Origin of the sequence: Herbiconiux sp. VKM Ac-1786 (genome assembly GCF_015350805.1) — a bacterium.
In the GTDB taxonomy this organism is placed as follows: Bacteria; Actinomycetota; Actinomycetes; order Actinomycetales; family Microbacteriaceae; genus Herbiconiux.
Genome location: NZ_JADKSG010000001.1, coordinates 729,499 through 754,698 on the forward strand (window position 1 = coordinate 729,499; position 25,200 = coordinate 754,698).

At 73.4% G+C, this 25,200-nt stretch carries 26 protein-coding genes; 13 read left to right on the forward strand and 13 right to left on the reverse strand.

Translation table 11 applies throughout. From position 1 onward, the window contains the following. Position 1: 1 nt before the first annotated feature. Genes ITJ64_RS03600 through ITJ64_RS03615 form a run of 4 tightly spaced genes read right to left on the reverse strand, consistent with a single transcriptional unit; the run spans position 2 to position 4,024 of the window. Positions 2-562 (reverse strand): hypothetical protein, encoded by a 561-nt coding sequence (locus tag ITJ64_RS03600; RefSeq protein ID WP_194679402.1) that lies wholly within the window; start codon positions 560-562, stop codon positions 2-4. A gap of 9 nt (positions 563-571) precedes the next feature. Beyond that, entirely contained in the window at positions 572-1,717 is a 1,146-nt protein-coding gene (locus tag ITJ64_RS03605; protein WP_194679403.1) for a zinc-dependent alcohol dehydrogenase, read from the reverse strand. A 58-nt stretch (positions 1,718-1,775) separates the two neighbouring features. Beyond that, positions 1,776-3,323 (reverse strand): HAMP domain-containing sensor histidine kinase, encoded by a 1,548-nt coding sequence (locus tag ITJ64_RS19255; protein ID WP_194679404.1) that lies wholly within the window; start codon positions 3,321-3,323, stop codon positions 1,776-1,778. Next, the gene (locus ITJ64_RS03615; RefSeq protein WP_194680706.1) at positions 3,320-4,024 is read right to left on the reverse strand and encodes a response regulator transcription factor; all 705 of its coding nucleotides are present in this window, start codon (positions 4,022-4,024) and stop codon (positions 3,320-3,322) included. The genes ITJ64_RS19255 and ITJ64_RS03615 overlap by 4 nt, the downstream gene beginning before the upstream one ends. A gap of 185 nt (positions 4,025-4,209) precedes the next feature. Between ITJ64_RS03615 and ITJ64_RS03620 the strand changes: the two genes are divergently transcribed. Further along, positions 4,210-4,917: a GNAT family N-acetyltransferase gene (locus ITJ64_RS03620; RefSeq protein WP_194679405.1), complete on the forward strand. Its 708-nt coding sequence runs from the start codon at positions 4,210-4,212 to the stop codon at positions 4,915-4,917. On the opposite strand, the gene ITJ64_RS03625 is transcribed toward ITJ64_RS03620, so the two are convergent. After that, complete coding sequence (locus tag ITJ64_RS03625) at positions 4,874-6,049, reverse strand: FAD-dependent oxidoreductase (RefSeq protein ID WP_194679406.1); 1,176 nt, start codon at positions 6,047-6,049, stop codon at positions 4,874-4,876. The genes ITJ64_RS03620 and ITJ64_RS03625 overlap by 44 nt on opposite strands. Positions 6,050-6,279: 230 nt before the next feature. Between ITJ64_RS03625 and phoA the strand changes: the two genes are divergently transcribed. Further along, positions 6,280-8,202, forward strand: a complete 1,923-nt coding sequence (gene phoA, locus ITJ64_RS03630) for an alkaline phosphatase (protein ID WP_194679407.1) — start codon at positions 6,280-6,282, stop codon at positions 8,200-8,202. An 85-nt stretch (positions 8,203-8,287) separates the two neighbouring features. Here the strand turns inward: phoA and ITJ64_RS03635 are convergent, their stop codons facing one another. Next, entirely contained in the window at positions 8,288-8,992 is a 705-nt protein-coding gene (locus ITJ64_RS03635; RefSeq protein WP_194679408.1) for an SDR family oxidoreductase, read from the reverse strand. Positions 8,993-9,043: 51 nt separating this feature from the next. Then, positions 9,044-10,042, reverse strand: coding sequence for an NADP-dependent oxidoreductase (locus tag ITJ64_RS03640; protein WP_194679409.1), 999 nt, complete (start codon positions 10,040-10,042; stop codon positions 9,044-9,046). An 85-nt stretch (positions 10,043-10,127) separates the two neighbouring features. Between ITJ64_RS03640 and ITJ64_RS03645 the strand changes: the two genes are divergently transcribed. The 4 genes from ITJ64_RS03645 (at position 10,128) to ITJ64_RS03660 (ending at position 13,137) form a co-directional block, all read left to right on the forward strand. Beyond that, a complete protein-coding gene (locus ITJ64_RS03645) occupies positions 10,128-10,727 on the forward strand; it encodes a TetR/AcrR family transcriptional regulator (protein ID WP_194679410.1) in 600 nt (199 codons plus the stop codon). 9 nt (positions 10,728-10,736) lie between these two features. Continuing rightward, positions 10,737-11,318, forward strand: coding sequence for a DUF1697 domain-containing protein (locus ITJ64_RS03650; protein WP_194679411.1), 582 nt, complete (start codon positions 10,737-10,739; stop codon positions 11,316-11,318). 63 nt (positions 11,319-11,381) lie between these two features. Beyond that, complete coding sequence (locus tag ITJ64_RS03655; protein ID WP_194679412.1) at positions 11,382-11,924, forward strand: DUF3800 domain-containing protein; 543 nt, start codon at positions 11,382-11,384, stop codon at positions 11,922-11,924. Between the two features lie 175 nt (positions 11,925-12,099). Then, positions 12,100-13,137, forward strand: a complete 1,038-nt coding sequence (locus ITJ64_RS03660) for a diacylglycerol kinase family protein (protein ID WP_194679413.1) — start codon at positions 12,100-12,102, stop codon at positions 13,135-13,137. Positions 13,138-13,165: 28 nt separating this feature from the next. On the opposite strand, the gene ITJ64_RS03665 is transcribed toward ITJ64_RS03660, so the two are convergent. Next, on the reverse strand, positions 13,166-13,723 hold the full coding sequence (locus tag ITJ64_RS03665; RefSeq protein ID WP_194679414.1) for a CGNR zinc finger domain-containing protein: 558 nt from the start codon (positions 13,721-13,723) through the stop codon (positions 13,166-13,168). Positions 13,724-13,829: 106 nt separating this feature from the next. Here ITJ64_RS03665 and ITJ64_RS03670 point away from each other — a divergent pair, with 106 nt between their 5' ends. Both ITJ64_RS03670 and ITJ64_RS03675 read left to right on the forward strand, forming a co-directional pair. Beyond that, entirely contained in the window at positions 13,830-14,990 is a 1,161-nt protein-coding gene (locus ITJ64_RS03670) for an HVA1 family protein (RefSeq protein WP_194679415.1), read from the forward strand. Then, positions 14,987-15,421, forward strand: coding sequence for a hypothetical protein (locus tag ITJ64_RS03675; RefSeq protein WP_194679416.1), 435 nt, complete (start codon positions 14,987-14,989; stop codon positions 15,419-15,421). The genes ITJ64_RS03670 and ITJ64_RS03675 overlap by 4 nt, the downstream gene beginning before the upstream one ends. A 48-nt stretch (positions 15,422-15,469) precedes the next feature. On the opposite strand, the gene ITJ64_RS03680 is transcribed toward ITJ64_RS03675, so the two are convergent. Continuing rightward, positions 15,470-16,663, reverse strand: a complete 1,194-nt coding sequence (locus ITJ64_RS03680) for a zinc-dependent alcohol dehydrogenase (RefSeq protein WP_194679417.1) — start codon at positions 16,661-16,663, stop codon at positions 15,470-15,472. 206 nt (positions 16,664-16,869) lie between these two features. Here ITJ64_RS03680 and ITJ64_RS03685 point away from each other — a divergent pair, with 206 nt between their 5' ends. From ITJ64_RS03685 to ITJ64_RS03700, 4 genes are all read left to right on the forward strand, one after another. Next, complete coding sequence (locus ITJ64_RS03685; protein WP_194679418.1) at positions 16,870-17,463, forward strand: alternate-type signal peptide domain-containing protein; 594 nt, start codon at positions 16,870-16,872, stop codon at positions 17,461-17,463. Positions 17,464-17,555: 92 nt separating this feature from the next. Next, entirely contained in the window at positions 17,556-18,074 is a 519-nt protein-coding gene (locus ITJ64_RS03690) for a hypothetical protein (protein WP_194679419.1), read from the forward strand. Position 18,075: 1 nt separating this feature from the next. Beyond that, on the forward strand, positions 18,076-18,855 hold the full coding sequence (locus ITJ64_RS03695) for a hypothetical protein (RefSeq protein ID WP_194679420.1): 780 nt from the start codon (positions 18,076-18,078) through the stop codon (positions 18,853-18,855). Further along, the gene (locus ITJ64_RS03700) at positions 18,852-19,553 is read left to right on the forward strand and encodes a signal peptidase I (RefSeq protein ID WP_228507639.1); all 702 of its coding nucleotides are present in this window, start codon (positions 18,852-18,854) and stop codon (positions 19,551-19,553) included. The genes ITJ64_RS03695 and ITJ64_RS03700 overlap by 4 nt, the downstream gene beginning before the upstream one ends. A gap of 91 nt (positions 19,554-19,644) precedes the next feature. Here the strand turns inward: ITJ64_RS03700 and ITJ64_RS03705 are convergent, their stop codons facing one another. After that, positions 19,645-20,232 (reverse strand): TetR/AcrR family transcriptional regulator, encoded by a 588-nt coding sequence (locus tag ITJ64_RS03705; RefSeq protein ID WP_194679421.1) that lies wholly within the window; start codon positions 20,230-20,232, stop codon positions 19,645-19,647. A 132-nt stretch (positions 20,233-20,364) separates the two neighbouring features. Between ITJ64_RS03705 and ITJ64_RS03710 the strand changes: the two genes are divergently transcribed. Then, the gene (locus ITJ64_RS03710) at positions 20,365-21,489 is read left to right on the forward strand and encodes an SDR family NAD(P)-dependent oxidoreductase (protein WP_194679422.1); all 1,125 of its coding nucleotides are present in this window, start codon (positions 20,365-20,367) and stop codon (positions 21,487-21,489) included. Positions 21,490-21,695: 206 nt separating this feature from the next. Here the strand turns inward: ITJ64_RS03710 and ITJ64_RS03715 are convergent, their stop codons facing one another. From ITJ64_RS03715 to ITJ64_RS03725, 3 genes are read right to left on the reverse strand one after another with little or no spacing between them, the layout of a single operon-like run. Further along, a complete protein-coding gene (locus ITJ64_RS03715; RefSeq protein WP_194679423.1) occupies positions 21,696-22,409 on the reverse strand; it encodes a glycosyltransferase family 2 protein in 714 nt (237 codons plus the stop codon). Continuing rightward, positions 22,406-23,863: a PIG-L family deacetylase gene (locus ITJ64_RS03720; protein ID WP_194679424.1), complete on the reverse strand. Its 1,458-nt coding sequence runs from the start codon at positions 23,861-23,863 to the stop codon at positions 22,406-22,408. The genes ITJ64_RS03715 and ITJ64_RS03720 overlap by 4 nt, the downstream gene beginning before the upstream one ends. Continuing rightward, positions 23,860-25,131: an acyl-CoA dehydrogenase gene (locus ITJ64_RS03725; protein ID WP_194679425.1), complete on the reverse strand. Its 1,272-nt coding sequence runs from the start codon at positions 25,129-25,131 to the stop codon at positions 23,860-23,862. The genes ITJ64_RS03720 and ITJ64_RS03725 overlap by 4 nt, the downstream gene beginning before the upstream one ends. Positions 25,132-25,200: the final 69 nt, after the last annotated feature.

A 25,200-nucleotide genomic window follows, 5' to 3' on the forward strand; every position in this document is an offset into this window, starting at 1 on the left:
GTCAGCGACGGAGCAGGCGCCGGGCGAGCATCCACGCCACCCCGCCGGCGAGGAGCCACGGCCCCGCGACGATCACGGGGTCGAGCACCTGGTGGCGCACGTCGACGCGGCCGCGGCGCGAGGCGATCGGATGCCGATGCAGCTCCGAGAGCACCCCCGTCTCGGTGACGGGGTTGTCGGGGCGGAGGGTGAGGAGCGAGCGCAGGTGCGCGCCGGTCGACTCGACGCGGTCGCCGGCGACCAGCAGCAGCCAGTGCGCGGCCCGGCCCTCGCTGAAGCGGTCGTAGGCGAAGCGGCGGATGGCGCCCGAGAGCCCGTGCAGCGGCTGCGCCGTGCCGAACACCGGCGTGAGCTGCAGGTGCTCGATGCTCCTCTCGCGGCCCTCGCGGGGCTGCTGCTCGTCGGGGTAGTCCCAGTGGGCTCCGCTGACGCCGGGAGCAAAGCGCTCCTTCGGCCAGGCCGGGCGGTCGGCGGGGTCGAGGTCGGCGCCCCAGCCGGGCACGCGGGCGCGCAGCTCCTCCGCGGTCGGCGGCGGGACGGGCTTGTCAGCGGTGTACGGCATCAGGACTCCTTACGAACCCGGTACGACGACGGTCTTGATGCAGCCGTCGAGCTTCGACGAGAACAGGTGGTACCCCTCGGCGATGTGCTCGAGCGGGATGCGGTGGGTGATCATCTCGGACGGCTTGAGGTACCCGGCCTCGATGTGCTCGAGCAGCCGCGGCCACTGGCGCTTCACGGGCGCCTGGTTCATCCGGAGCGTCAGCCCCTTGTTCATGGCGTCGCCGAACTTCACGGCGCTGAACAGCGGGCCGTAGGCGCCCATCACCGAGACGGTGCCGCCCTTGCGCACGCCGTCGATCGCCCAGTTGAGCGCGACGGGCGAGCCGCCCTGCAGCTTGAGCTTCGCCGAGGTGACGTGCTGCACGAGGTTGCCGTCGGCCTCCGCGCCGACCGCGTCGATCACGACGTCGGCGCCGAGGCCGCCCGTGGTCTTCTTCATCTCGACGACGATGTCGTCGTAGTGGGTGTAGTTGCGGGTCTCGGCGAAGGCGAACGAGGCCGCCTTCTCGAGCCGGTAGTCGAGCTGATCGATCGCGATCACGCGGCCGGCGCCCATCAGCCAGGCCGAGCGGGCGGCCGCGAGACCCACGGGGCCGGCGCCCAGCACCACGACGGTGTCGCCCTCGACGATGTCGCCGAGCTGGGCGCCGAAGTAGCCGGTCGAGAACGCGTCGGTGAGCATGAGCGCGTCCTCGTCGGCCAGCCACTCGGGGATGACCATCGGGCCCACGTCGGCGAACGGCACCCGCACGTACTCGGCCTGTCCGCCGTCGTAACCGCCGGTGGAGTGCGAGTAGCCGTAGATGCCGCCGATCGCGGTGGCGTTGGGGTTCACGTTGTGGCAGTTGGAGTAGAGGCCGCGGGCGCAGAACCAGCAGGAGCCGCAGTAGATGTTGAACGGCACCATCACCCGGTCGCCGACCTCGAGGCCCTCGACCGACGACCCGACCTCGTCGACGACCCCGATGAACTCGTGGCCGAAGGTGTGCCCGATCCTCGTGTCGGGCATGAGCCCGTGATAGAGGTGCAGGTCGGAGCCGCAGATCGCGGCCAGCGTCACCCGCACGATCGCATCGTTCGGATGCTCGATCCGCGGCCTGTCCTTCTCCTCGACCCGCACCTTGTACGGGCCCCGGTACGTCATCGCTTGCATTCCCCCAGCCCACACCCCTGGCCTCGACCCGCCAGGGGGTTGACAGGGCGGGCGCGGGCTACGACGCCGCGTCGGCCAGCGCGCCCCGAATCGGCACCACGGGCGCCAGACGCACGGTGAACGTCGTGCCCTCGGGTGACGAGTCGACCTCGATCGACCCCTCGTGCGCCTCCACGATCGACGACACGATGGCGAGGCCGAGCCCGGTGCTGCCCGAGCGCCGCGAGCGCGAGGAGTCGCCGCGGGCGAAGCGCTCGAACAGCTCGGGCACCAGCTCGGCCGAGATGCCGGGGCCGTCGTCGGTGACGGTGAGCTCGATCGACGGATGCCCGTCGGCACCGTCGACGACCGAGACCGCCGTGGCGACCCGCGTTCCGCCCGGCGTGTGCACCGCCGCGTTCGAGAGCAGGTTGAGCACCAGCTGATGCAGCCGCTCCCGGTCGCCCAGCATGGGCACCGGCTCATCCGGAACCGACAGCGACCAGGAGTGGCCGGGCCAGGAGGCGCCCGCGTCGCTGACCGCGTTGATCACGATCTCGCCGAGGTCGACGCGGTCGAGGTGCAGGTCCTGCCCCTCGTCGAGCCGGGCGAGCAGCAGCAGGTCGCTGACGAGCGAGTTCATGCGCTTCGCCTCCGACTCGATGCGCGCGAGGGAGTACTCGGTCATCTCGGGCAGCGACGCGGCGTCCTGCCGGGTGAGCTCGGCGTAGCCCTGGATGGCGGCCAGCGGCGTGCGCAGCTCGTGGCTGGCGTCGGTGACGAAGCGGCGCATCCGCTTGTCGGTCTCGGCGCGCACGGCGAGCGCGTCGTCGACGTGTGCGAGCAGGTGGTTCAGCGCCTCGCCGACCTTGCCGACCTCGGTGCGCGGATCGGTGTCGGCCGCGTCGACACGGGGCGTGATGGCGACCTCGCCGCGGTCCAGCGGCATCGAGGCGACCTCCGCGGCGGTCGCGACCACCCGGCCGAGCGGGCGCAGCGCGAGCCGCACCACCACCACGACGCCCACGATGATGATGGCGAGGCCGACGAGCGAGAGCACGCCGATGGTGATCGCCTCCTGCATCACGGCCGACTGCACGGTGGCGAGCGAGACGCCCGCGACGAGCAGATTGCCGCGGCTGTCGAGCTCGGTGGCCACCCGGTACGAGCCGAGACCGTCGAGATCGACGTTCTGGTGCTCGCCCACGTCGAAGGTCGCCGACTCGAGCTGCTGCACCACGGCGGCGTCGAGCGGCGCCGCATCGGAGTCGGAGAAGATCGCGGAGTCCTCGACCGTTCCGTCCGAGATCAGGGCGATGAACCCGCCCGGCCCGTGGCCGACGTAGTCGACGAAGGGCTTCACCGGCTTCTGGTCTCCGGATGCGCTCTGGTACGCATTGGGATAGCGCACCCGCTCGACCGTGTGGTCGAGGGCCGACATCGATCCCGTGAGCTGGGAGTCGACGACGGTGGTCACCGATGCGGTGAGGGTGATGACCCCGAGGATGCCGACGGCCGCCAGCACGGTGGCGACGACCGCGGCCGTGCCGACCACGAGACGCCGGCTGATGCTCCAGGGGCGCCGGCCGCGGGCGGGCGGGCCGCCCGCGGTGGTCGCCCCGCTCACTCGACGGGCCTGAGCACGTAGCCCACGCCGCGCACGGTGTGGATCATCGACGGCCGGTCGGCGTCGATCTTCTTGCGCAGGTACGACACGTACAGGTCGACGATCGACGCCTTGCCCGCGAAGTCGTAGTTCCACACCCGGTCGAGGATCTGCGCCCGCGAGAGCACCCGGCGGGGGTTCCGCATGAAGTAGCGCAGCAACTCGAACTCGGTCGTGGTCAGCGCGATGCTGTCGCCGCCGCGGGTGACCTCGTAGCTCGACTCGTCGAGGGTGAGGTCGCCGACGGCGATGTGCGAGTCATCCTCCGACGTCGTCGTGATGGAGCGGCGGAGGAGCCCGCGCAACCGGGCCACCAGCTCCTCGAGGCTGAACGGCTTGGTCATGTAGTCGTCGCCACCGGCGGTGAGGCCGACGATGCGGTCGTCGACCGAGTCGCGCGCCGTGAGGAAGAGGGTGGGGGCGCCGCCCTCGAGCTCGCGCAGCTGGCGCAGCAGCGAGATGCCGTCGGTGTCGGGCAGCATGATGTCGAGCACCACGATGTCGGGCCGGGCGTCGCGATAGGCCTGCAGTGCGGTGGCGCCGTCGTGGGCGATGTCGACCGTCCAGCCCTCGTAGCCGAGGGCGAGGCTGACGAGACTGGTCAGCACGGCCTCGTCGTCGACGAGCAGCACGCGAATGGGCGATCCGTCGGCGCGGTACATCCGCGGCAGCTTGGCGAGCACCGCGCGACGGCGCCCTGAGGAGAGCAGGTCGTCGGGGGCAGGGGTCGTCGTCACCCACCCATTGTTCGCCCTGCCCACGCCGGTCTCCAGCCGAGCGGCACTTTTCATAGCGAGCTCAAATGATCTCATGACCCCCTCATGCGGGGGGCGTCTACGGTCTCCGCATGACCCAGCTCACGGCCCGACACCCGGCACGGCCCCGCACCCCGGCCTGGTCGAACCCGCTGCCCGCCCTGAAGGAGACCCTCGCCTCGGCCGGCCTGCGCCGGCCCCGGTTCGTGCGCGGCGAGCGCATCGAGCATCCGGTCGACGCCCCCGTGCTCCGCACCGAGCGGCTCCTGCTGCGACCGCACCGCGTCACCGAGGCGGATGCCGCCGACTGGCACGACCTCCAGTCCGAGCCTGCGGTGCGCGAGTTCCTGCCGTGGCCCGAGCACGACCGCCGCCGCTCCGAGCGCCATCTCCGCGACCGCACCCGGCACACCCGGCTGTGGCAGGCCGACGACTTCCTGGCCCTCGCGGTCGAGCTCGACGGCCACGTCATCGGCGACGTCTCGCTGCACCTGCGCCGGGTGGCCGCCTCGGGGCGCACGGTCGAGATGGGCTGGGTCGTGCATCCGTCGCTCGGGGGCCGCGGCTACGCCACGGAGGCCGCTGCGGCACTGCTCGGGTTCGCGCTCACGACCGTCGGGGCGCAGCGGGTGACGGCGGTGACGGATGCGCGGAACACGCGCTCGGTCGCCCTGGCCAAGCGGCTCGGGCTGGTCGCCCAGACGGCCCGGGCGTCCGGCGATCCCGAGGTCGCCCCCGGCGAGACGCTGCTCGCCCTCAGCGCCGCGCCGGCTGCGGCCCCGAGCGCCGCGCGGGCCTGAGCGAGAAGATCGAGGGGGCGCGGATGCCCTCGGTGAGGTCGGCGAGCATCCGCCCCACCACCGGCACGAACTTGAAGCCGTGGCCCGAGAAGCCGGCGCCCACCGCCACCGGGCCGACCCGGTCGATGACGAACGCGGAGTCGCGGGTGGAGGTGTAGGTGCAGCTGATCTCGGTGAAGTCGGTGGGATCGGCGCCGGGCAGCCACTCGCGCACGTAGTGCTGCAGCGGGGCGAAGCGGCGTCGGTCGGTGCGGGCGGCCGGTGCGTCGGGATCGGTGATCGGGCCGGCGCCGTGCCAGCCCACCTTGATGCCCTCCCCCGGGGTCTGCACGCCGTAGATCGGCGCCGGCCAGTAGCCGTACCGGCCGTCGCCGAGGTCGGGGAGGTGGTTGAAGCCGGGCCAGCTCGCGGTCTCGTCGACGGGACGGAAGTGCGCCGGCTCCTCTCGGGTGACGGTCAGCCGGGGCAGCACGAGCACGGGGCCGAGCAGGCGCGTGGTCCAGCCGCCGAGGGTCACGACGAGGCGGCGGCACTCGAACAGCTCGGCGTCGCCCGCGGGGTCGCCCTGGGCATCCTGAGGCGTCACCTCGACGGCGGCGCGGTCGTCGCCGAGCACCCGGATGCGCGTGACCCGCGCCCGGTGCGTCACGACCGCGCCCCGGCCGGCCGCCGCCTGCTGCAGCGCCGCGACCGCACCGTCGGCGTCGAGCCGCCCGGCCTGGGGCACCACGAGCGCGCGCTGGTCGAAGCGGATGCCCGGCCACCGCGCCTCCGCCTCGGCAGGCGGCACGATCTCGGCGTCGAAGCCGAAGTTCGGCAGCACCCGGGCCATCTCGTCGAACCCCGGGTGGTGCCCGTGGCTGACCACCCCGGTCTCGGTCAGCAGCGCGCGGCCCGTCTCGGCCTCGAGCTCGCGCCAGAGCCGGGCGGAGTCGCTCAGCATCCGGAGGTGCACCGGGTCGGAGTAGGCGAGGTTGAAGTTGCGGGAGCGGCCGTGGGAGGCCCCGTGGGTGTGGCCCGGCTCGAAGCGCTCGAACAGGGCGACCTCGGTGCCGCGGCCGGCGAGCTGCCAGGCGGCCGCCGAGCCCATGGCTCCGCCGCCGACGACGATCGTGTCGATGAAGGTGGCCATGGGGCGACAGTAGGCAGACGCCTCGGTGCCGCGCACGCCGGGCGACACAGTGTGTCGCCGCGTTCCGCCGTGTTACGTGGCGGTTGCGACCCCCGTTCGGGGTGCATCCGCTCTCTATCGCCGCTTCACCGTCGAGTCGGCCCCTGTTCACCCCGTGTTGGCCGGGCGACGATGAGCTTGGGCCTCGACGCCCGCTCGGGCGCCTTCGGGACAGAACACTGGGGAACACCATGTCTTTCATCACACCCACCCGCCGGAAGGCGCTCGTCGCCGCGGCGGCGCTGCTCACGGCGGCGAGCATCAGCCTGCCGGCCGCAGCGTTCGCGGCCTCGGCCGACGGCGACCTCTCGGTCAACGGCGGAGCGCAGCGCAACAGCGGCGACAAGACCGCCGACCTGCGCGCCTCGATCGTCGACGGCCCCGCGAAGAACGTCATCCTGCTGATCGGCGACGGCATGGGCGACTCCGAGATCACCATCGCCCGCAACTACGCCTACGGCGCCGCGGGCGAGCTGCCCGGCATCGACGCGCTGCCCCTGACCGGTCAGTACACCACCTACTCGCTGCACAACGAAGGCGACGAGAAGGGCCTGCCCGACTACGTGCCCGACTCGGCCGCCACCGGCTCGGCCTGGTCGACCGGCACCAAGACCTACGACGGCGCCATCTCGGTCGACATCGACGGCACCCCGCAGCAGACCCTGATCGAGATCGCCAAGGCCAACGGCCTGAAGACGGGCAACGTCTCGACCGCCGAGATCCAGGATGCGACTCCCGCGGTCGAGGTCGCCCACGTCGACGCCCGCAAGTGCTACGGCCCCGACAGCGCCGTGTGCGGCGACGACGCACTGATCAACGGCGGCCTCGGCTCGATCAGCGAGCAGCTGCTGGACACCCGCGCCGACCTGACCCTCGGCGGCGGCTCGGCCTCGTTCGAGCAGACCGCCAAGGCCGGCCAGTGGAACGGGCAGACCCTGTTCTCGCAGGCGACCGACCGCGGCTACCAGGTCGTCGGCGACGTCGACGGACTGAAGGGTCTCTCGGTCGCCGACCAGAACCAGCCCGTGCTCGGCCTGTTCACGCCCGGCAACTTCCCCACCCGCTACGCGCCCACCACGGCGACCGTCGGCGGCGGGGACGAGGCCCCCGTCACCTGCCAGCCGAACCCGGCCCGGCTCGACACCGGCCTCTCGCTCGCCTCGCTGACCGAGAAGTCGATCGGCCTGCTGAACACCGGCGACGAGGGCTTCTTCCTGCAGGTCGAGGGCGCCTCGATCGACAAGCAGGACCACGCGGCCGACGCCTGCGGCCAGATCGGTGAGACCATCGACCTCGACGAGGCCGTGCAGAAGGCCCTCGAGTTCGCCCGCGCCGACGGCAACACGCTGGTCATCGTGACCGCCGACCACGCCCACTCGAGCCAGATCGTCGACGACGCCCCGCCCGCGACCCTGAGCACCGCGCTCACCACGGCCGACGGCTCCACCATGAAGGTCGCCTACGGCACGGCCGAGGCCGGCGGGTCGCAGCAGCACACCGGAACCCAGCTCCGCATCGCGGCGTTCGGACCGGGTGCGGCGCAGGTCGTCGGACTCACCGACCAGACGGACAACTTCTTCACCATGGCGAACGCGCTCACCCTGAACCGCGACACCGCGAGCTTCAGCGCCGGCGCGACCGCCACGCTGAACGCGACGACCGTCGCCCCCGGCGACTCGCTGGTGCTCGACGCGAGCGGTTTCCGCGGCGACCGTCAGCTCGACCCGACGTCGTCGGCGGTGCAGCTCGCCTCCGAGGACTCGGTGAACGGCGCGGCGCGCTTCTCCTTCGAGGCTCCGACCGCCGAGGGCTCCTACTCCCTGACGGTCACCGGCCGTCAGAGCGGCGTGACGGCGACGGTCGACTTCACGGTCGCCGCGGGTGCCGAGCCGGCTCCGAGCCCCACCCCGGCGCCGACCGCTCCGGCGGGCGCCCCGGGTGCTGACGGCTCGGGCTCGGGTTCGGCCGGTTCGGGCTCGGGCGCCGGGTCCGGCTCGTCGGCCCTCGGCTCGACGGGCGCGGTGGTCGCTCCGATCCTCACGCTCGGCGCACTGCTCCTCGCCGCCGGCGGGCTGCTCCTGGTTCGCCAGCGCCGCCGCCAGCACGCCGCCTGACCCGCGGTTCTGCCGCTGCGTTCGGCCGCGGCACCGGATGCGCGGCACCTCTCCCCTCGGGGACGAGGTGCCGCGCATCCGCGTTTCAGCCCTTCAGTTCGGGGTAGAGGGCCTCGACGGGAGCGCTCAGGGCGCTCTTGACCGAGGCGGTGAGCTCGTCGGCGATGACCTCGTAGCCGCCCTCCTCGACGGTGTCGAACACCTGGGTCACCAGCTCGGCGGGGAGCAGCTTCGGGCCGTCGGCGTGGGCCGCCATGGCGGTGTCGACGTAGCCGACGTGCACGCCCACCACGTGGGTGCCCCTGGGCGCGAGCTCGAGGCGCAGCGAGTTCGTGGCCGACCAGAGGGCCGCCTTCGAGGCGCTGTAGACCCCGCCGAACGCGTACCAGCTGGCGACCGAGTGCATGTCGACGAGCACCGACTCCGGATGCGCGGTCAGCACCGGCGCGAAGGCCGTCGCCAGCAGCACCGGCGCGATGAAGTTCGTCTCCATCGTCGCCCGCAGGTCGGCGGCCGAGAGCTCGAGGAAGCTCGCGGTGGGCGGCAGCATCCCGGCGTTGTTGATCAGCACGGTGACGTCGTTCGCCGCGTGCACCGCGGCCGCCACCGAGGCGGGGTCGGTGATGTCGAGGGCGAGCGGCACGATGCGCTCGTCGTCCCAGGCGCGCGGGGTGCGGGCGGTGGCGTAGACCTTGGCGGCGCCGCGGGCGAGGGCCTCGGCGACGAAGGCCGAGCCGATTCCGCCGTTGGCTCCGGTGACGAGCACGACGGCTCCGGTGAGGGTGGGCATGGGGTCTCCTTGGGGTGGGGTGGGGGGTGGGTCGGGTCGGTCGGTGGTGGTCTAGGCGTCGAGGTCGACGACGATCTTGCCGCGGAGGCCACCGCGGCCCAGCGCGGCGAGCGCCGCCGGGGTCTCGGCGAACGGGAAGACCCGGCCGACCACCGGACGCAGCGCACCCGCGTCGACGAGCGCCGCGATCTCGGCGAGCTGACCGCCATCCGCGCGCATCCAGAGGAAGGAGTAGCGCACGCCCAGCCGCCTCGCCTGCCGGCGCACCGTCGCACTGATGCCGCGGATGGCCAGGCGGAGCACCGCGTTCAACCCGATCTGCCGGGCGAAGTCGGGGTCGGGCGGGCCCGCGAGGCCGATCGCGATCCCGCCGGGCTTCAGGATGCGCAGCGAGCGTTCGAGGTTCTCGCCGCCCTGGCTGTCGACCACCACGTCGTAGCCGCTGAGCAGCTCGTCGAAGCGCTGGGTGCGGTAGTCGATCACCTCGTCGGCGCCGAGCTCGCGCAGCCACTCGGCGTTCGAGGCACCGGCGGTCGTGGCGACGTGCGCCCCGAGGTGCTTCGCGAGCTGCACGGCGATCGAGCCGAGGCCGCCGGCGCCGCCGTGGATCAGCACCTTCTGGCCCGGCTGCACGCGCGCCTTCTCGACCAGGGCCTGCCACGCGGTCAGCGCCACCAGCGGCAGTGACGCCGCCTCGACCATGTCGAGCGTCGCGGGCTTCAGCGCCACGTCGGCCTCGTCGACGGCGATGCGCTCGGCGAAGGTGCCGATGCGGAAGTCGGCCGGGCGGGCGAAGACCTCGTCGCCGACGGCGAAGCGGGTCACCGCGGGCCCGACGGCCTCGACGGTTCCGGCGAGGTCGTGACCGAGGGTGAGGGGCAGCCGGTACTTCAGCAGGGCCTTGAACTCGCCCTCCGCCAGCTTCACGTCGAGCTGGTTGGTGCCCGCGGCGCGCACTCGCACCAGGACGTCGCGGTCGCCCAGGACGGGCTCACGCGCATCCGTCGCTCTGATCTCGCCCTGGTACCGCTCGATGCTGAAGGTCTTCATGTCCTGCTCTCTTCTCGTGTCATTACTGAGCGTACTCAGATTCGAGTGCAGTCGCAAATGAGCGCTGAGTTAGGATGGAACCCTGATGAGCACCCCCGCCACCGCCCCCGGCCGCCGCGAGCGCAACAAGCAGCAGAAGCTCGAGCGCATCACCGCCGCCGCCACCGAGCTCTTCGACCGCCACGGCATCGACGAGGTCACGACGCAGCAGATCGCCGACGCGGCCGACATCGGCACGGGCACACTCTTCCTCTACGCGAAGACGAAGGCCGAGCTGCTGCTGCTCGTGCAGAACGTGCACTACGCCGAGGCGATCGAGGCCGGGCTGGCCGCCGCCCCCCGCGCCGGGTCGCCCCTCGACGCGATCATGGCGCTGATCGAACCGGTGGTCGCCTGCAACCGCCGCCAGGTCGAGAACGGCCGCACCTACCTGCGCGAGCTCGTCTTCGGCGACCCCGAGGAGCCGCACCATCGGGTCGGGCTCGAGCTGATCGCGCGGGTCGACGAGGCGTTCGTCGAGATCCTCGAGCGTGACGCGGGCGTCTCGCCGCACGACGCGGCGGTGCTCGCCCGCACGATCTCGGCGGCGATGTTCGTGACGCTGTCGTCGCCGCTGAACGTGGCGGCGAGCGAGGCGGCGCTCGGCGCCGACATCCGCGAGCAGGTCGCGCTCGTGCTGCGCTAGCGTCGGGGCATGACTCGGTTCGTGGCGCTGCTGCGCGGGGTGAACGTCAACGGCATCACGGTGAAGAGCGCCGAGCTCGCCGAGCTCTTCCGCTCGCTCGGCTTCGCTGAGGTGCGAACGGTGCTCGCCTCCGGCAACGTCGTGTTCGAGACGACGGATGCCCGCGACCCCGCCGCCCTGAAGACCACCATCGAGGCGGCCCTCGCCACCCGCTTCGGCTACGACGCGTGGATCGTCCTCCTCCCCCACGCCCGCCTCGCGGCGGCCGTCGCGGCCTACCCCTTCGCCGAGGACGAGGCCACCCACCCCTACGTCGTCTTCACCTCCTCCCCCGACGTCCTCGCCGACCTCACGTCCTTCGCCTCCACCCTCGCGCAGCCGCCCGCCGCCGGCGCACCGTCGCCCCCCGCCGCCTCGATCACCGGCGCCGCCCCCGCCGGCGAGCGGGCAGAGCCCGGCGACGGCGTCCTCTACTGGCAGTGCCCCCGCGGCTCGAGCACCGACACCCCGCTCGCCAAGCACCTCGCCCGCGCCACCTACCGCGCCACGACCACCACCCGCAACCTCCGCACCCTCCGCAAGCTCCTCTGAGTTCTCCACAGATCACCCTGAGCGGCCCACCGCCGTGACCGCGCCCCGTAGCGTCGCCCGATCATGACCGTCTCACGCCTGCTCTACGTCGACGACTCCGGCTCGGTCACCTCGGGCCTGATCGTCTACGGCTGGGTCGAGTGCGATCCCACGCACTGGAAGACCCTCGGCCGAGCCGTCGCCCTCGACTGCCTGGCCGCCCTCTCGCGGCACGAGCATGTGAGAGTCGGGGCGGTCTTCCGACGCACCGGGGCCAAGGGCGCCGACTTCCATCGCGAGCGTGGCGCCGTCTACCGGCGGCTGGTCGAACGCTGGGACGCCGACCACCGACGGAGCGGCAGCTTCGCACTGGTCAGCATGGACGGGAACGGCACCGACGGCTCGTACGCCGAGGCCCATCGGAGCCTCGCGCTCGCCACCCGCCACATCATCGAAGACCCGACGTTCTACGACTCGCGACGGTCCCAGTTCGTGCAGCTGGCCGACCTCGTCGCCTACGCCGCGTTCTCGAGCCTCAACCGGCACGAGGGGAATCGCTTCGCCTGGGACTGGTACGCCGATCACCTGAAGCCGGTCGACCCGTCGGGAGGGCCGCAGCAGATCTGACGGGGGAACAGCAAGACCCGCCTGTCCACGAGTGTGGGGCGGGTCCGCCCCATCAGCCTACGAGAATCGTCAGAATTAAGCAATGTTCATTTAGCGCCGACCCCGACACGGGCGGGTGAGGCCGTTACGGGACAGGGGGCGGGCCCGGGCGGGGGCGGGGGCCTAGAGTTCAGGGATGAGCGCAGAGAGCGGGCGGCGCACCGTCGCCGTCGTCATCAATCCGAGCAAGTTCGACGACGTCGAGGCCGTCAAGGCGGTCGTGGCCGCCGGCGCGCAGCGCGCGGGCTGGAACGAGCCGCTCTGGTTCGAGACCAGCGTCGACGACTCGGGCACGGCCGCCGGGAACTCGGCGCTCGAGGCCGAGCCCGACGTGGTGTGCGCCATGGGCGGCGACGGCACCGTGCGCGCGGTCGCCGCGGTGCTGCGCGGCACCTCCGTGCCCTACGGACTGCTGCCGAGCGGCACGGGCAACCTGCTCGCCCGGAACCTCGGCATCCCGCTCACCTCGGTCGAGGACGCCGTCGAGATCGCCCTGCTCGGCCAGGACCGCGCCATCGACGTCGGCCTCGCCACCTTCGACGACGGCGAGGAGCGCGTGTTCGTCGTGATGGGCGGCGTCGGCCTCGACGCCGAGATCATGGACAAGACCGACGACGACCTGAAGAAGAAGGTCGGCTGGGGCGCCTACGTCGCCGCCGGCGCACCGGCCCTGCTGAAGGGCGGCTTCGAGGCGACGCTGACGATCGACGGCGAGGCCGAGGAGCCGGCCAAGTGCCTGATGGTGCTCGCCTGCAACTGCAGCTCGGTCGTGGCGAACATCGAGATCGCCACCGGCGCCGTGCTCGACGACGGTGACCTCGAGCTCGTCATGCTGCAGCCCAACATCGTCGCCGGCTGGGTCGGTGTCGCCATCGACGTCGCCACCCGCAACCGCAACGGCCTCGCCTCGCTGAAGCAGTGGCCCGGCCGCGAGTTCGAGTTCGAGCTCGACGCACCCGTGCTGGCCGAGCTCGACGGCGATCCCGTCGGCGAGACCACCCGTGGCCGCTTCGGCGTCGACCCGGGCTCGCTCATCGTGCGCCTCCCGGTGCCGGTCGCGCAGGCGCCCGGCCTGTCGCCCCGCACCTCGGTGACGCTCGACAGCCCGACCGCCGACACCGTCGACAGCGGCGAGGCGGGCAAGCCGGCCCAGCCCACCCAGCCGAGCGAGTAGCCCCAGCGAGGAGCCCCGGCGGGCAGAACTACCCCTCCGCCGCCTGCCGCGCCCGATACGCGATCACGTTCATCCGGTTTCCGCAGTTCCCGATGTCGCAGTACCGCTTCGACCGGTTGCGCGAGAGATCCACGAGCACCGCCGAGCAGTCGCTCGCCTCGCACACCCGCAGCCGGTCGAACTCGTCGGAGCGGATGACGTCGATGAACGCCATGGCGAACTCCACGCGCATCCGGATGGCCAGCGGCGCATCGGCCTCGGTGGCGTGCAGGTGCCAGTCCCAGTCGTCGTGCCGAACGAGCTGCGGCAGGGCCTTCGCATCGCGCAGGATGCCGTTCACGAGCGCCACCGCCTCGTCGCGCGAGACCTCCCAGAACCGCCGGAACTCGGGCCGCAGCGCCCGCACCTCGTCGAGTTCGGCGGCGTCGAGGTCGCGCCGTCCGGAGTAGCCGTGCTCGTCGAGCATCCGCTCGAGGTCGCCGACGTCGGCCAGGCCCTCGGGGTTGCCGTTCGAGATGCCGCCGGTCGCGTCGATCAGCGCCGAGGCGAACGCGAGGGTCGCTTCGGTGTCATAGGCAAAGACCATGTTGACTCCTGACAGCTCGGCGGGTTACTGTCACTAGCGTAAGCCCTGACGCTCCTGACAGGGCGATGCTCCGAAGACGACGAGTTGACGACGAGAGGATGCGCGGATGCCCGCTCCCGCGACACACCGCGCCTCGGGGCTGATCATCGCCCTCGCGGCGGCCGCCGCCTTCGGCACGAGCGGCCCGTTCGTCAAACCGCTGCTCGACGCGGGCTGGTCCCCGGCCGCGGCGGTGGCCGTGCGCGCCTTCGCCGGAGGCCTCGTGCTGCTGCCCGCCGCCCTCGTCGCCCTGCGCGGCCGCTGGGGTCTCCTTTTCATGGCGTGGCGCCTCGTGCTGGCCTACGGCCTCGTCGCGGTGATCGGCGCCCAGGTGTTCTACTTCGCCGCCATCTCGCGCATGCCGGTGGGCATCGCGCTGCTGATCGAGTACACCGCGCCCATCCTGCTGGTGCTGCTCGCCTGGGGCCGCACGCGCATCCCCCCGGCGCTGCTGACGATCGTCGGCGCGGTGCTCAGCGTCGCCGGCCTCGCCCTCGTGATCAACCCGTCGGGCGCGGGCGGGCTCGACGTGCTCGGCGTGGTCTTCGCGCTTTGCGCCGCGCTCTGCCTCGCGGGCTACTACCTGATCGCCGCCCTGCCGACGGGCGATCTGCCCCCGGTGACGCTGGTCAGCGCCGGGCTCGTGCTCGGCGGGGTCGCGCTGGGCGGCGTCGGCGCCGTGAGCCTCGTGCCGTTCACCTTCTCGTTCGAACCGGTCGTCATGCCGCTCGTCGGCGAGGTGTCGTGGATGCTGCCGATGGCGGTCGTCGTGCTCGTCGCCACCGCGTTCGCCTACCTGACGGGCATCATCGGGGCGATCCGCCTCGGGTCGCGGGTCGCGTCGTTCGTGGGGCTCGTCGAGGTGCTGTTCGCGGTGCTCTTCGCCTGGCTGCTGCTCGGCGAGGTGCCGACCTGGCTGCAGCTGATGGGCGGTGCGCTGATCGTGGCCGGCGTGGTGTTCGTGAAGCTGGAACGCGAGCGCGACCCGGTCGACGGGAGTACCGTCCAGGCCATGGCGAAGAAACTCTCGAAAGGCGACCACGTCGAGTGGTCCACCCACGGCACCACCACGAGCGGCGAGGTCGAGAAGTCGATCACGTCGGACACCGAGGCCGCGGGGCGGACGGTGCGGGCATCCGATGACGACCCGCAGTACCTCGTGAAGAGCGAAAAGAGCGGGCGCGAGGCCGTGCACAAGCCCGAGGCGCTGAAGAAGACGAACTCGTGACCGGCGAGTACCCCCATCCCGAGTACCGGCAGCCGCAGGGCGAGCCGCAGGGGCAGCCGCAATCGCAGTCGCAGTCGCACGACGACCGGGTCGCGCGACCCGGCCGCAACCCGCTCGGCCTCGCGTCGCTGCTGGTCGGCGCCGCGATCTCGCTGCTCGGTCTTCTGTTCCTCGTCATCCAGGCCGCGGTGATCACGACGGCCGACCCGCAGGCCCTCGGTGCCGTCTCGGCCGTGAACGGCGTGCTGTCGGCGCTGCTGGCGATCGCGGCGATCGTGCTGGGCATCGTCGCGATCACCCGCCGCGGGCTCTCCAAGACGTTCGCGGCGGCGGGCATCGCGCTCGGCGCCGCCGCGCTCGTCTCGGTGTTCGGCTCGTTCAGCTACGGGCTGCTCGTGCAGGCCCTCTACAGCTTCTCGTCCGCCTTCTAGACCGCGACGCTGAGCGCAGCGCCTGGACCGCCGCGCTCAGCCCAGCTCCTAGACCGCGACCTTCAGCCCGGGCTTCAGCACGACCTTGATGCAGCCGTCCTGCTTGTTCTTGAACAGCTCGTACATCTCGGGCGCCTCCTCGAGCGACACGGTGTGCGTGACGAGGTCGTCGATGCCGAGCGGGTCGGCCGGGTCCTCGACCAGGGGCAGGATGTCGTCGCGCCAGCGGTGCACGTTGCACTGACCCATCCGCAGCGTCAGGCCCTTGTCGAACATGGTCATGAACGGCAGCGGGTCGCCGGCTCCGGCGTAGACGCCCGAGAGCGAGACGGTGCCGCCCCGGCGCACGGCGTCGAGGGCGAGCAGCAGCGCGGCCAGCCGGTCGCTGCCGAAGGTCTGCATGGCCTTCTTGGCCACCGCATCCGGAAGCAGGCCCACCGCGTATTGCGCGAACGAGGCGGCCGGGTTGCCGTGCGCCTCCATGCCCACCGCGTCGACGATCGCGTCGGGGCCGCGGCCGTCGGTCAGCTCGCGCAGCCGGTCGACGACGTCGTCGGTGAGGTCGAGGGTCTCGATGCCGTGCCGCTCGGCCATGGCGCGCCGCTCGGCGACGGGCTCGACCGCGATCACGCGGTGGCCGCGGTGCCGGGCGATGCGGGCGACGAACTGCCCCACCGGGCCGAGGCCGATCACGCCCAGGGTGCCGCCCTCGGGCAGTTCGGCGTACTCGACGCCCTGCCACGCGGTCGGCAGGATGTCGGACAGGAACAGGTAGCGCTCGTCGGGCAGCTCGGTGCCGACCTTCTGCGCGTTGAAGTCGGCGAACGGCACGCGCAGCAGCTCGGCCTGGCCGCCGGGCACCGAGCCGTACAGCTCGGTGTAGCCGTAGAGCGAGGCGCCGGTTCCGCTGGCGGTGTTCTGCGTGGTCTCGCACTGGGTCGTCAGCCCCTGCTCGCACATGAAGCAGTGGCCGCAGGCGATCACGAACGGGATGACCACCCGGTCGCCGACCGCGAGGCGGGAGACCCCCGAGCCGACCTGCTCGACGACGCCCATGGGCTCGTGCCCGAGGATGTCGCCCTTGTCGAGGAACGGCCCGAGCACGTCGTAGAGGTGCAGGTCGGATCCGCAGATCGCGGTGGAGGTGACGCGGATGATCGCGTCGGTGTCGTCGATCAGCATCGGGTCGGCCACGTCTTCGACGGTGACTTTCATCGTGCCCTGCCAGGTGAGTGCTCTCATGCCCTCCTGCCTACGCCGGGCGGGGCGCCGCGGCCAGCGATTCGGAGGCGCCGTGCAGTGGGCGACAGTTTCGATGAGCCGTGCGACATCCGCTCGTCGAGGCCTTGGTGACCGGCCCGCCGCGCAGGCACACTCGAGCCACCACTCACGCGACAGGTGTCGCACAAGGGCGCCCGCACGGTGTGGCGCGAAAGGACCTCCCCCTCATGAACAAGCTCACCAAGGGCGCAATCGCCGCAGCAGCCGGAGTCGTGCTCCTTCTCGGAGGGGCCGGGACGTTCGCCTTCTGGAACTCCACCGCGCAGGTCGCGGGCGGCACCATCACCGCCGGCAACCTCTCGGTCTCCAACGCCGACGGCCCCGGCATCTGGACCGACCAGAACGGCACCGTGATCAACATCGCCACGTACCGCATCGTGCCCGGCGACACCCTCACCTACACCGACACCCTCAGCGTGGTCGCGGTCGGGAACAACCTCGTGGCGACCCTCGGCATCCAGCCCGGATCGATCGCCCCGGCCGTCACGGGCAACACCGCCGACATCGCCCTCGCCGCCTACCTGAACGCGGGCGCCACGAACACGCTCACCGCGACCGGCACCGGCATCTCGGGCACCGGCCCGACCTACACCGTCACCGCCGGCACCGCGGGCGTCAGCCAGAACGTCACGGCCTCGGTGGCGCTGAAGTTCCCGAACGTCAACACCGCCGGCGCCGAGAACGCGGCCAAGCTCGGCGCGGTCAACCTCAGCAACCTCACCCTCACGCTGTCGCAGACCGCCCCCGCCGTCACCCCGTGACCCCCCACGGCTCTGGGCGGCGCGTTCGCGCGCGTCGTCCGGAGCCACCGTCGTCCCGCCGCCGCGCCGCCTCACCCTCCCCGGTGAAGCGGATGCTCGTCGCGACCGCCCTCGCCTGCGGCGCCGTCCTCCTCGGCACCGTCGCCTCGGGCAGCACCTTCGCGCTGCTGAACTCCTCCGCCACCAGCCCCGGCGCGGTCGTGCGCTCGGGCACCGCCTCGCTCGGAGTCACGACCGCCCTCTCACTCGCCGCCACCCCCCTCTACCCGGGTGCCACCGTCTCGGGCTCCGCCGTCGTGACGAACTCGGGACAGGTGCCGCTGTCGGTGCGGGTCGCGGGGCTCGCCCTGACCGGCACGGGCACGACCTTCTCGTCCGCCCTGACGGTGGCCGTGTCGGCCATCACGACCGGCAGCTGCCCGGCGGTGCCGACGGCCTGGCAGGGCACCTTCGCGTCCGCGACCCCCACCGACCTCGCGGTGCGGGTGGCGCCCGGCGCGACCGCCCGGATCTGCGTCGGCGTGACGCTGCCGGTGTCGGCCCCGGCGGCCGCGGCCGGGGCGGCACCCGCGGCGTTCACCCTCTCGATCGACGGCCGGCAGGTGGCCTGACGTGGGCCGCCGTGCTCGTCGCGCGGGCGCCGCGCTCGTCGCCGCGGCGACGGCGCTGCTCGCGGTGGCGGCCGCCCCGGTGGCGGCGGCGGGTCTGCCCGCGGCGGGAGCGCCATCGGGTCTTACCGGGACGGCCGGCGGCGGCGGGATCGTGGTCAGCGTCGACGGGGAACGGTACGACGACGCCCCGGCCGAGCCGCTGTTCGCGGCGCCACCCGTGATCGTGCCGGGCGACGTCGTCACCGAGACGCTCTGGGTGCGCAACGACGGCGACGTGCCGGCCACCCTGCGCATCGACGCGACGGATGCCCGTGCCACCGTCCCCGGGTTCGCCGATGCCCTCCGGGTCTCCGCCGCCATCTCCCCGCTCGGCGCGGGAGCGGTGCCGTTCGGTGACGCCGCCGACTGCGCGGTGCTCCTCCGCGGCCCGGTGCTGGATCCCGGCGAGCGGGTCGCCGTCGCGGTCTCGCTCTCCTTCTCGGCGGCGACGCCCGATCGGGTCGGCCACGACGCACGCGCGACGCTCGACTTCACCGCCTCCCTCCGCGACGAGGCCGCCGAGGCGGCCGGCGGCGCCTCGTGCGGGGCGGGAGTCGCGATCCCGGGGCTGCCCGACGGGCCGGGCGCGGGTCCCGGCGGAGTGCTGTCCGACACCGGGGCCGTGCCGCCGCTCGCCGCGCTGCTCTGGGGTGCGGCGCTGGCCGTGGGCGGTGGCCTCGTCCTGGCGCTGCGGATCGGTGCCGCCCGCTCCCGCCGCGACGACCCGGGGCGGCCACGATGACCGGTCGGCGCGTGCTCGAGGCGCCGGCCCGCGCATCCGGCCCCCTCGTCGACGCCCCGGTCGGCCCACCCGACGAGGACGGCCGCGACCAGGAGCTGCCCGCGCCGCTGCGCCACCGGGCCGGGCGACGGCACCGGAGCGACGAGGCGGGCCGCGAGCACGGGGTGCTGCACGCGATCGGGGTCGGCCTGAGTGCGGGGCTGCTCGTGCTGGTGCTGGGGCTCGCGGTGGTGACGATCCTGCTGCCGCTCGCGGTCGGCGGGCGGCCGCTGACCGTGCTGACGCAGTCGATGGAGCCGGGGCTGCCGCCCGGGACGCTGATCATCGTGAAGCCGGAGCCGGTCGGCGAGATCCGGCTGGGGGACGTCGTGACCTACCAGATCGAGTCGGGCAAGCCGGGCGTCGTCAGCCACCGCGTGGTCGAGAAGACCTTCGCGACCGACGGCTCACTGACGTTCCGCACCAAGGGCGACAACAACGACGCGGTCGACGAGCAGCCGGTGCGCGAGGTGCAGATCGTGGGGGTGCTCTGGTACAGCGTCCCGCTGCTCGGCTGGGTGAACACGGGGGTGAACGGGGAGGCGCGGGCGCTGATCGTGCCGATCGCGGCGGCGGGGCTGTTCGGCTACGCGGCGTGGGCGTTCGGGTCGTCGCTGCTCGCGCGGCGCCGCGGCCGGCGTGGGCGCCGCCGCGCCTGAGCCGGGGCCGTCGAGCCTGGGCCGGTCCCGCCGTGCCGGTCCCGCCGTGCCGGCCCGTCTGCCCGGACGCCCGGCCGCGTGACCGCGCGGGTCAGTCGCGCGTGTCGAGTGGGTCGCGCGGGTCGAGTGGGTCGAGCCCCGGGGCGAGCAGCTCCCGCGCCCGTGCCACGGCGGCAGCGCGCTGCGGCTCCGGGGTCGTGGCGAGCAGCCCCGCGAGCATCGACACCACGAGGAACACGTCGTCGGCCGACACCCCGTGCCGCACCCGGCCGGCGGCCTGCTCGCGGGAGACGACCTCGCCGACGACGCGCAGCATCCGCTCGCGCAGGTGGTCGACCCGGTCGTCGTCGCGCTCGGCCCGGATCATGTCGATCATCGCCGTCGACACCAGAGCCTGCGCCACGACCCCGTCGAGCAGCGCGTCGACGGTGGTCTCCGGATGCGCGGCCAGCTCCTCGAGCTCGGTGATGTTCTCGTCGAAGACCGCGATCGCGAGCGCCACCCGGTCGGGGAAGTGACGGTACAGGCTGCCCTGCCCGACACCGGCGCGGCGGGCCACCGAGCTGAGCGGAGCCGCGTAGCCGTCACCCGCGAAGATCTCGCGGGCCGCCGCGATCAGCGCCCGCCGGTTGCCGGGCCCGGCACTCGGGCCGCGATTGGGTTTCGGAGCCGTGGGCACGCCGTGTAGCCTACTAGCGGACAAGGTTGTCCGGTTGCTCGCCCTGTCGCGTCCCCGGTGCTCGGGGGCGCCGAGGACGTCCGCCGGCCGGCCGCGCCCGACCGTGTCATCACCCGAGAAAGCGAGACCACCATGCCGTCCTCCTCCGCTCCCCTCAGCGCCGACTCCTCGATCGCCACCTGGCTCGAGCATCCGGTCGGCGGGCCCCTCATGCGCGAACTGCTGGCCCAGGGCGGGCAGGACGCCGGCGCACTGCGACCCGTGCGGCGCCTGGCGCTGAAGCGGCTGGTCACCCTGAGCAAGGGGCAGTTCCCCGCGGAGCTCGTGGAGCAGCTCGTCGCGCGGGCCGCCGCCGGCGAGGTGCCGGACGGAGCGGGTTCGGGGGAGGCCGGGGGCGCCGCCGGGGGCGCGGGAGCATCCGGAGACCAGGGCCCGGAGGGCGACCGCGGCGACCTCGGGAACACCGAGGACGGTGCGGTGCCCGTGGAGCGGCCCGAGTGGGTCGAGCGTCTCGACGGCGGCCGGTTCGCGGGGCAGACCGTGATCGTGACGGGAGCGGGCTCGGGCATCGGGCGCGCCACCGCCTCGCGGGTCGCACGCGAGGGCGGACGGGTGATCGCGGTCGACATCTCGGCCGAGCGGCTCGACGACTTCGCTGCGTCACTCCCCGACGCCGACATCGCGACGGTCGCGGGCGACATCACGTCCGACGAGGACATCGCGGCGATCCTGTCGACCGCCGGGGACCGGATCGACGCGCTCGCGAACGTCGCCGGGATCATGGACGACATGACGCCCGTCGGCGAGGTCACCGACGAGGTCTGGAACCGCGTCTTCGCGATCAACGTGACGGGCACGATGAAGCTGACCCGCGCGGTGATCCCGGCGATGCTCGCCCAGGGCGCGGGGTCGATCGTGAACGTGGCCTCGGAGGCGGCCCTCCGCGGGTCAGCCGCGGGCGCCGCCTACACGGCCTCGAAGCACGCGGTCGCGGGCCTGACGAAGTCGACGGCGTTCATGTACGGGCCGTCCGGCATCCGCGCGAACGCGGTGGCGCCCGGGCCGACGATCACGAACATCGAGGCGCGCTTCGCGTCGCCGCTGGGCGCGGAGCGGGTGCGCCAGGCCATGGCGATCCTGCCCGACGCGGTCGAGGCCGACGCGCTGGCCGCGTCGATCACCTTCCTGCTGTCGAACGACGGGGTCAACCTCAACGGCGCGATCCTCCCCTCCGACGGCGGCTGGTCGGCGGCCTAACCGGCGCTGGCCGCCCCTCCCCCGCCCGGCCCCCCGTCGACTTGCCAAAATCCGCCCTAAAGCGGCGATTTTGGGGCGGATTTCGGCAACTCGATCGCGATTGGGGCGGGGCGAGCGGGCGCGGTGGGCGCGGGCGGGGCGGGCGGGCGCGGGCGGGCGGATGCACGGCGGCGCGGCCGCGGGCGGCGGAGGCCGCGCATCCGCCCCTAGTCGACGAGGCGGCGGAGGAAGCCCGCGAACCCGCCCGAGGTGCGCCCGTCGAGCCGGTCGGACGTGACCGCGACCCCGTCGACCGTCGCGATGCGCCCGCCGGCCGGCTCGGAGCCGCTGGACTCGAGCTCCTCGATCGCCCGCACGAGCTCCTCGTCCTCCCCGAGCCGGATCGGCGGGAACCCGCCCGCCCGCAGGTACGCGTCGGCCCGCACGCCGAGGTTCGCCCCGTAGACGTGCCGCACCGCCTCGTCGTCGTGCGCCCGGTGCCAGGCGGCGAGCGCCTCGGGCGGCAGCCGGTCGCCCCGCGGCTCGACCCGGCCGAGCCCCACGTAGGCGCCCGACTGCGCGACCGAGAAGTGGTCGATCAGCCAGTCGGCGGGCACGACGGTGTCGGCGTCGGTGGTGCAGATCCACTGCTCGTCGGGCCGGTCGAAGCCCGCGAGGGCGTGCCGCACCCCGATGCCGCGCGCCTGCCCGACGTTGCCGGCGGTCGACTCGAGCACCGTCACGGCGTCACCGAACGACTCGGCGACGTCGATCGAGTTGTCGACGCAGGCGTCCAGCACGACGACCACGCGGCAGCGCACGAGCGGGGTCGGGTCGAGGTGCAGCAGCGCCTTCCGGCTCGCGAGCACCGCGCGGATGCACTCGCCGAGCGACTCCTCCTCGTCCCGCGCCGGGATCACGACGTCGATCGCCCCGATCATGCGAGCCCCTCCCGCGCGGCGATCGAGACGGCCGGTGGGCGCACGACGACATCGAGCACGAAGTCCTCCTCCAGATGGCGGGCGAGCCGCACGAATTCGGGTCGCCGCTCGAGCACGGCGTGCACGTCGTCGCCGGTGAGCGCGCGGTCGACGATGGTGTGCCGCCAGTGGCAGAGCACGAGGGCGCCGCCGGGGGCGAGGGTGGCGGCGATCCGGTCGAACAGGGCGGTGAGCGATGCCGGGTCGAGGTAGTAGCCGACCTCCGAGACGACGACGAGGTCGAAGGTTCCGGCCGGCCAGTCGGCGGGCACGGTCATCCGCTCGAAGCCGGCGTGCGGCAGGTCGCGGTTTCGCTCGGCGGCGCGCGCCAGGGCCACCTCCGAGACGTCGACGCCGACGAAGCGAGCGGATGCCCGACCCGCCAGCTCCCGCGAGAGCACCCCCGTCGACGTTCCGACCTCGAGCACCTCCCGGTACTCCCGATCGGGCAGGCTCGCGAGCAGGATCGCCCGCTTGCGCTCCTCGTACCAGCGCGACTCGAAGCCCCACGGGTCGGCGGCGTCGGTGTGGAGGGCGTCGAAGTAGCGGGCGGCGTCGTCGTCCGGCGTCGCGGGCGGCACCTCGACCGGCACCTCGACGAACAGCTCGAACGGCCGCTCGAAGTGGGCGAGCATGCCCGGATGCAGCAGCACCTCGTCGCCCTCCCGATCGCTCAGCGGTTCGACCTGGCTGCGGTGCACGGCGAGCGCCGCCCGCTTCGCCGCGAGCGTGGCGTCGTCGAGCGGCACGCTGATGAGCGCGCCCCACGGCACCTCGTCGCCCTCGGGCGCACCCCAGTGCCAGAGCCACACGGGGTAGGCCAGGCTCCGGATGCTCATCCCGGCGGCCTCGTCCGCCAGCCGCCGCACGGCGTCGGCCACGGCGTCGGCGGCGGCCTCGTGGTCGGGGTGGCGGTCGCCGCTCCAGGGGGCGACGAACCAGGTGGCGGCGACGGGCGCCGCGGGGCCGGTGCCGCTGCCGCTGCCGCTGCCGCGCACGGCGGCGAGCAGCGCGGCGGTCAGCGCCTCCCGGTGCTCGGGCTCGCCGAGCCTCCCGTCGGGCGCGCGGAGGAACGCGATCGTCGCCCCGGGGTCGATCGACGCCACGGCGGCGGCGGTCTCCTCCTCGCGCAGCCGGGCGAGCTCCTCGGGCCGGTGCGTCGTCGACGCGGGGTGCGAGGCCTCCCCCGAGGTCGCGACGATCACCGTCGTGCGCACCCCGGCGGCGTAGGCCCGGGCGAGCAGGCCGGCCGCGCCGAGCGTCTCGTCGTCCGGATGCGCGGCCACCACCACGAGGTGCCCCAACTCCGCCAGCTCGCCGACGCCGATTTCGGGCAGGTCGCCGTGGTGGGCGGCGGAGGCCTCCGTCCACCGCTCCTCGGCGGTGCCCTCGTCCCGGTGCGTGAAGTCGCTCATCGGACCGCTCCCCCGGCACCGGGCGCCACAGGGTCGGACGCTACCACGTCGGGCGCCACAGCGCCGGACGCCACCGCGTCGGTCTCCCGCCGCGCGCGCTCGACGAGCATCCGGCCCAGTCGCAGTTCGTCGCGGGCGCCGTGGTCCTGCAGCAGGTACAGCTCGAGGTCGGCGACCCGCGCCGCGTAGGACTCGTCGAGCGCGAGCGGTGCCGGCCCGAGCGCGTGGCCCGCCTCGCGCAGCACCGTGTCGCAGCATCCCCGCACGAGGCTCCGCACCTCCTGCGCCAGCACCCGGGCGCCCTCCCGCGCCATCGGCCCGGCGTCGATGCGGGCCGCGGCCGCCGCGAGCGCGGAGCGGGCCGCGAAGAGCGCGGTCGCGCAGCGGCCGGCGTGCAGCGCTCCGAGGTCGTCGTCGCGGCGACCGGCGGCGTCGAGCACGCGACGCGCCACGCCCACCGCTCCGCCGAACCAGCAGGCGGCGACGCCGATGCCGCCCCACTCGAAGCCGTCGCGCTCGAGGTACCACCCCGGCGCTCCCACCGGCACCGCGGGCACGGCGTCGAAATCGACGGGGCCGCTCGGCACGGTGGGCATGCCGCGCGAGATCCAGGCCTCCGGATGCACGACCACCCCACCCCGCTGCAGCCCCACCGCGAACAGCCGCCGTTCGCTGCCGCCGTCGGGGCGCTCGACGTGGGCCGTCACCAGCGCGTGGCTGAGGTCACCGGCGAGGGAGCACCAGGGCTTGGTGCCGCTCAGGGTCCAGCCCCGAGCATCCTGGGCCGCCGTCGCCGCGCCCGCGGTCGTGGTTGCCGTCAGCCGCACGCCAGGGCCCTCGGCCGCGAACACGCCCCAGGTGCTGTCGGCGTCGGCGCCGATCGCGGCGAGATCGACCGGGTCGGGGCACTCGGCGAGGATGGCGAGGGCGTCCAGCTGCGGCTCGACAACCCGCGCCACGGCCACGTCGGCCGCCGCGAGCGTCGCCAGCGTCTCGAAGTACTCGGCGGTGCGACCGCGGCCGGGCAGCGGCGCGTCCTCGCCCACCCGGCGCGCGAGCTCCAGCGCGGGCGCGACGCCACCCGCGGCGCTCCACCGCGCGAGCCACCCGGCGAAGCCGGAGGCCGCCGCACCATCACGGCCGGCACCACCGGCTGCCGCCGCCGCCTCCCCGTCAGCCACGCCGCCCGCCACGACCGCCGCCGCGAAGAGCACGTCGAGCGCGGCATCGCCCTCGGGACGATCGTCCAGCGTGACTCCCTGCCGCATGTCGCCGCCTTCCGTGTTCGGGCATCCGTTCTCATCGAACCCCGATCGGGCCCGGCTCGGTACCCCGGC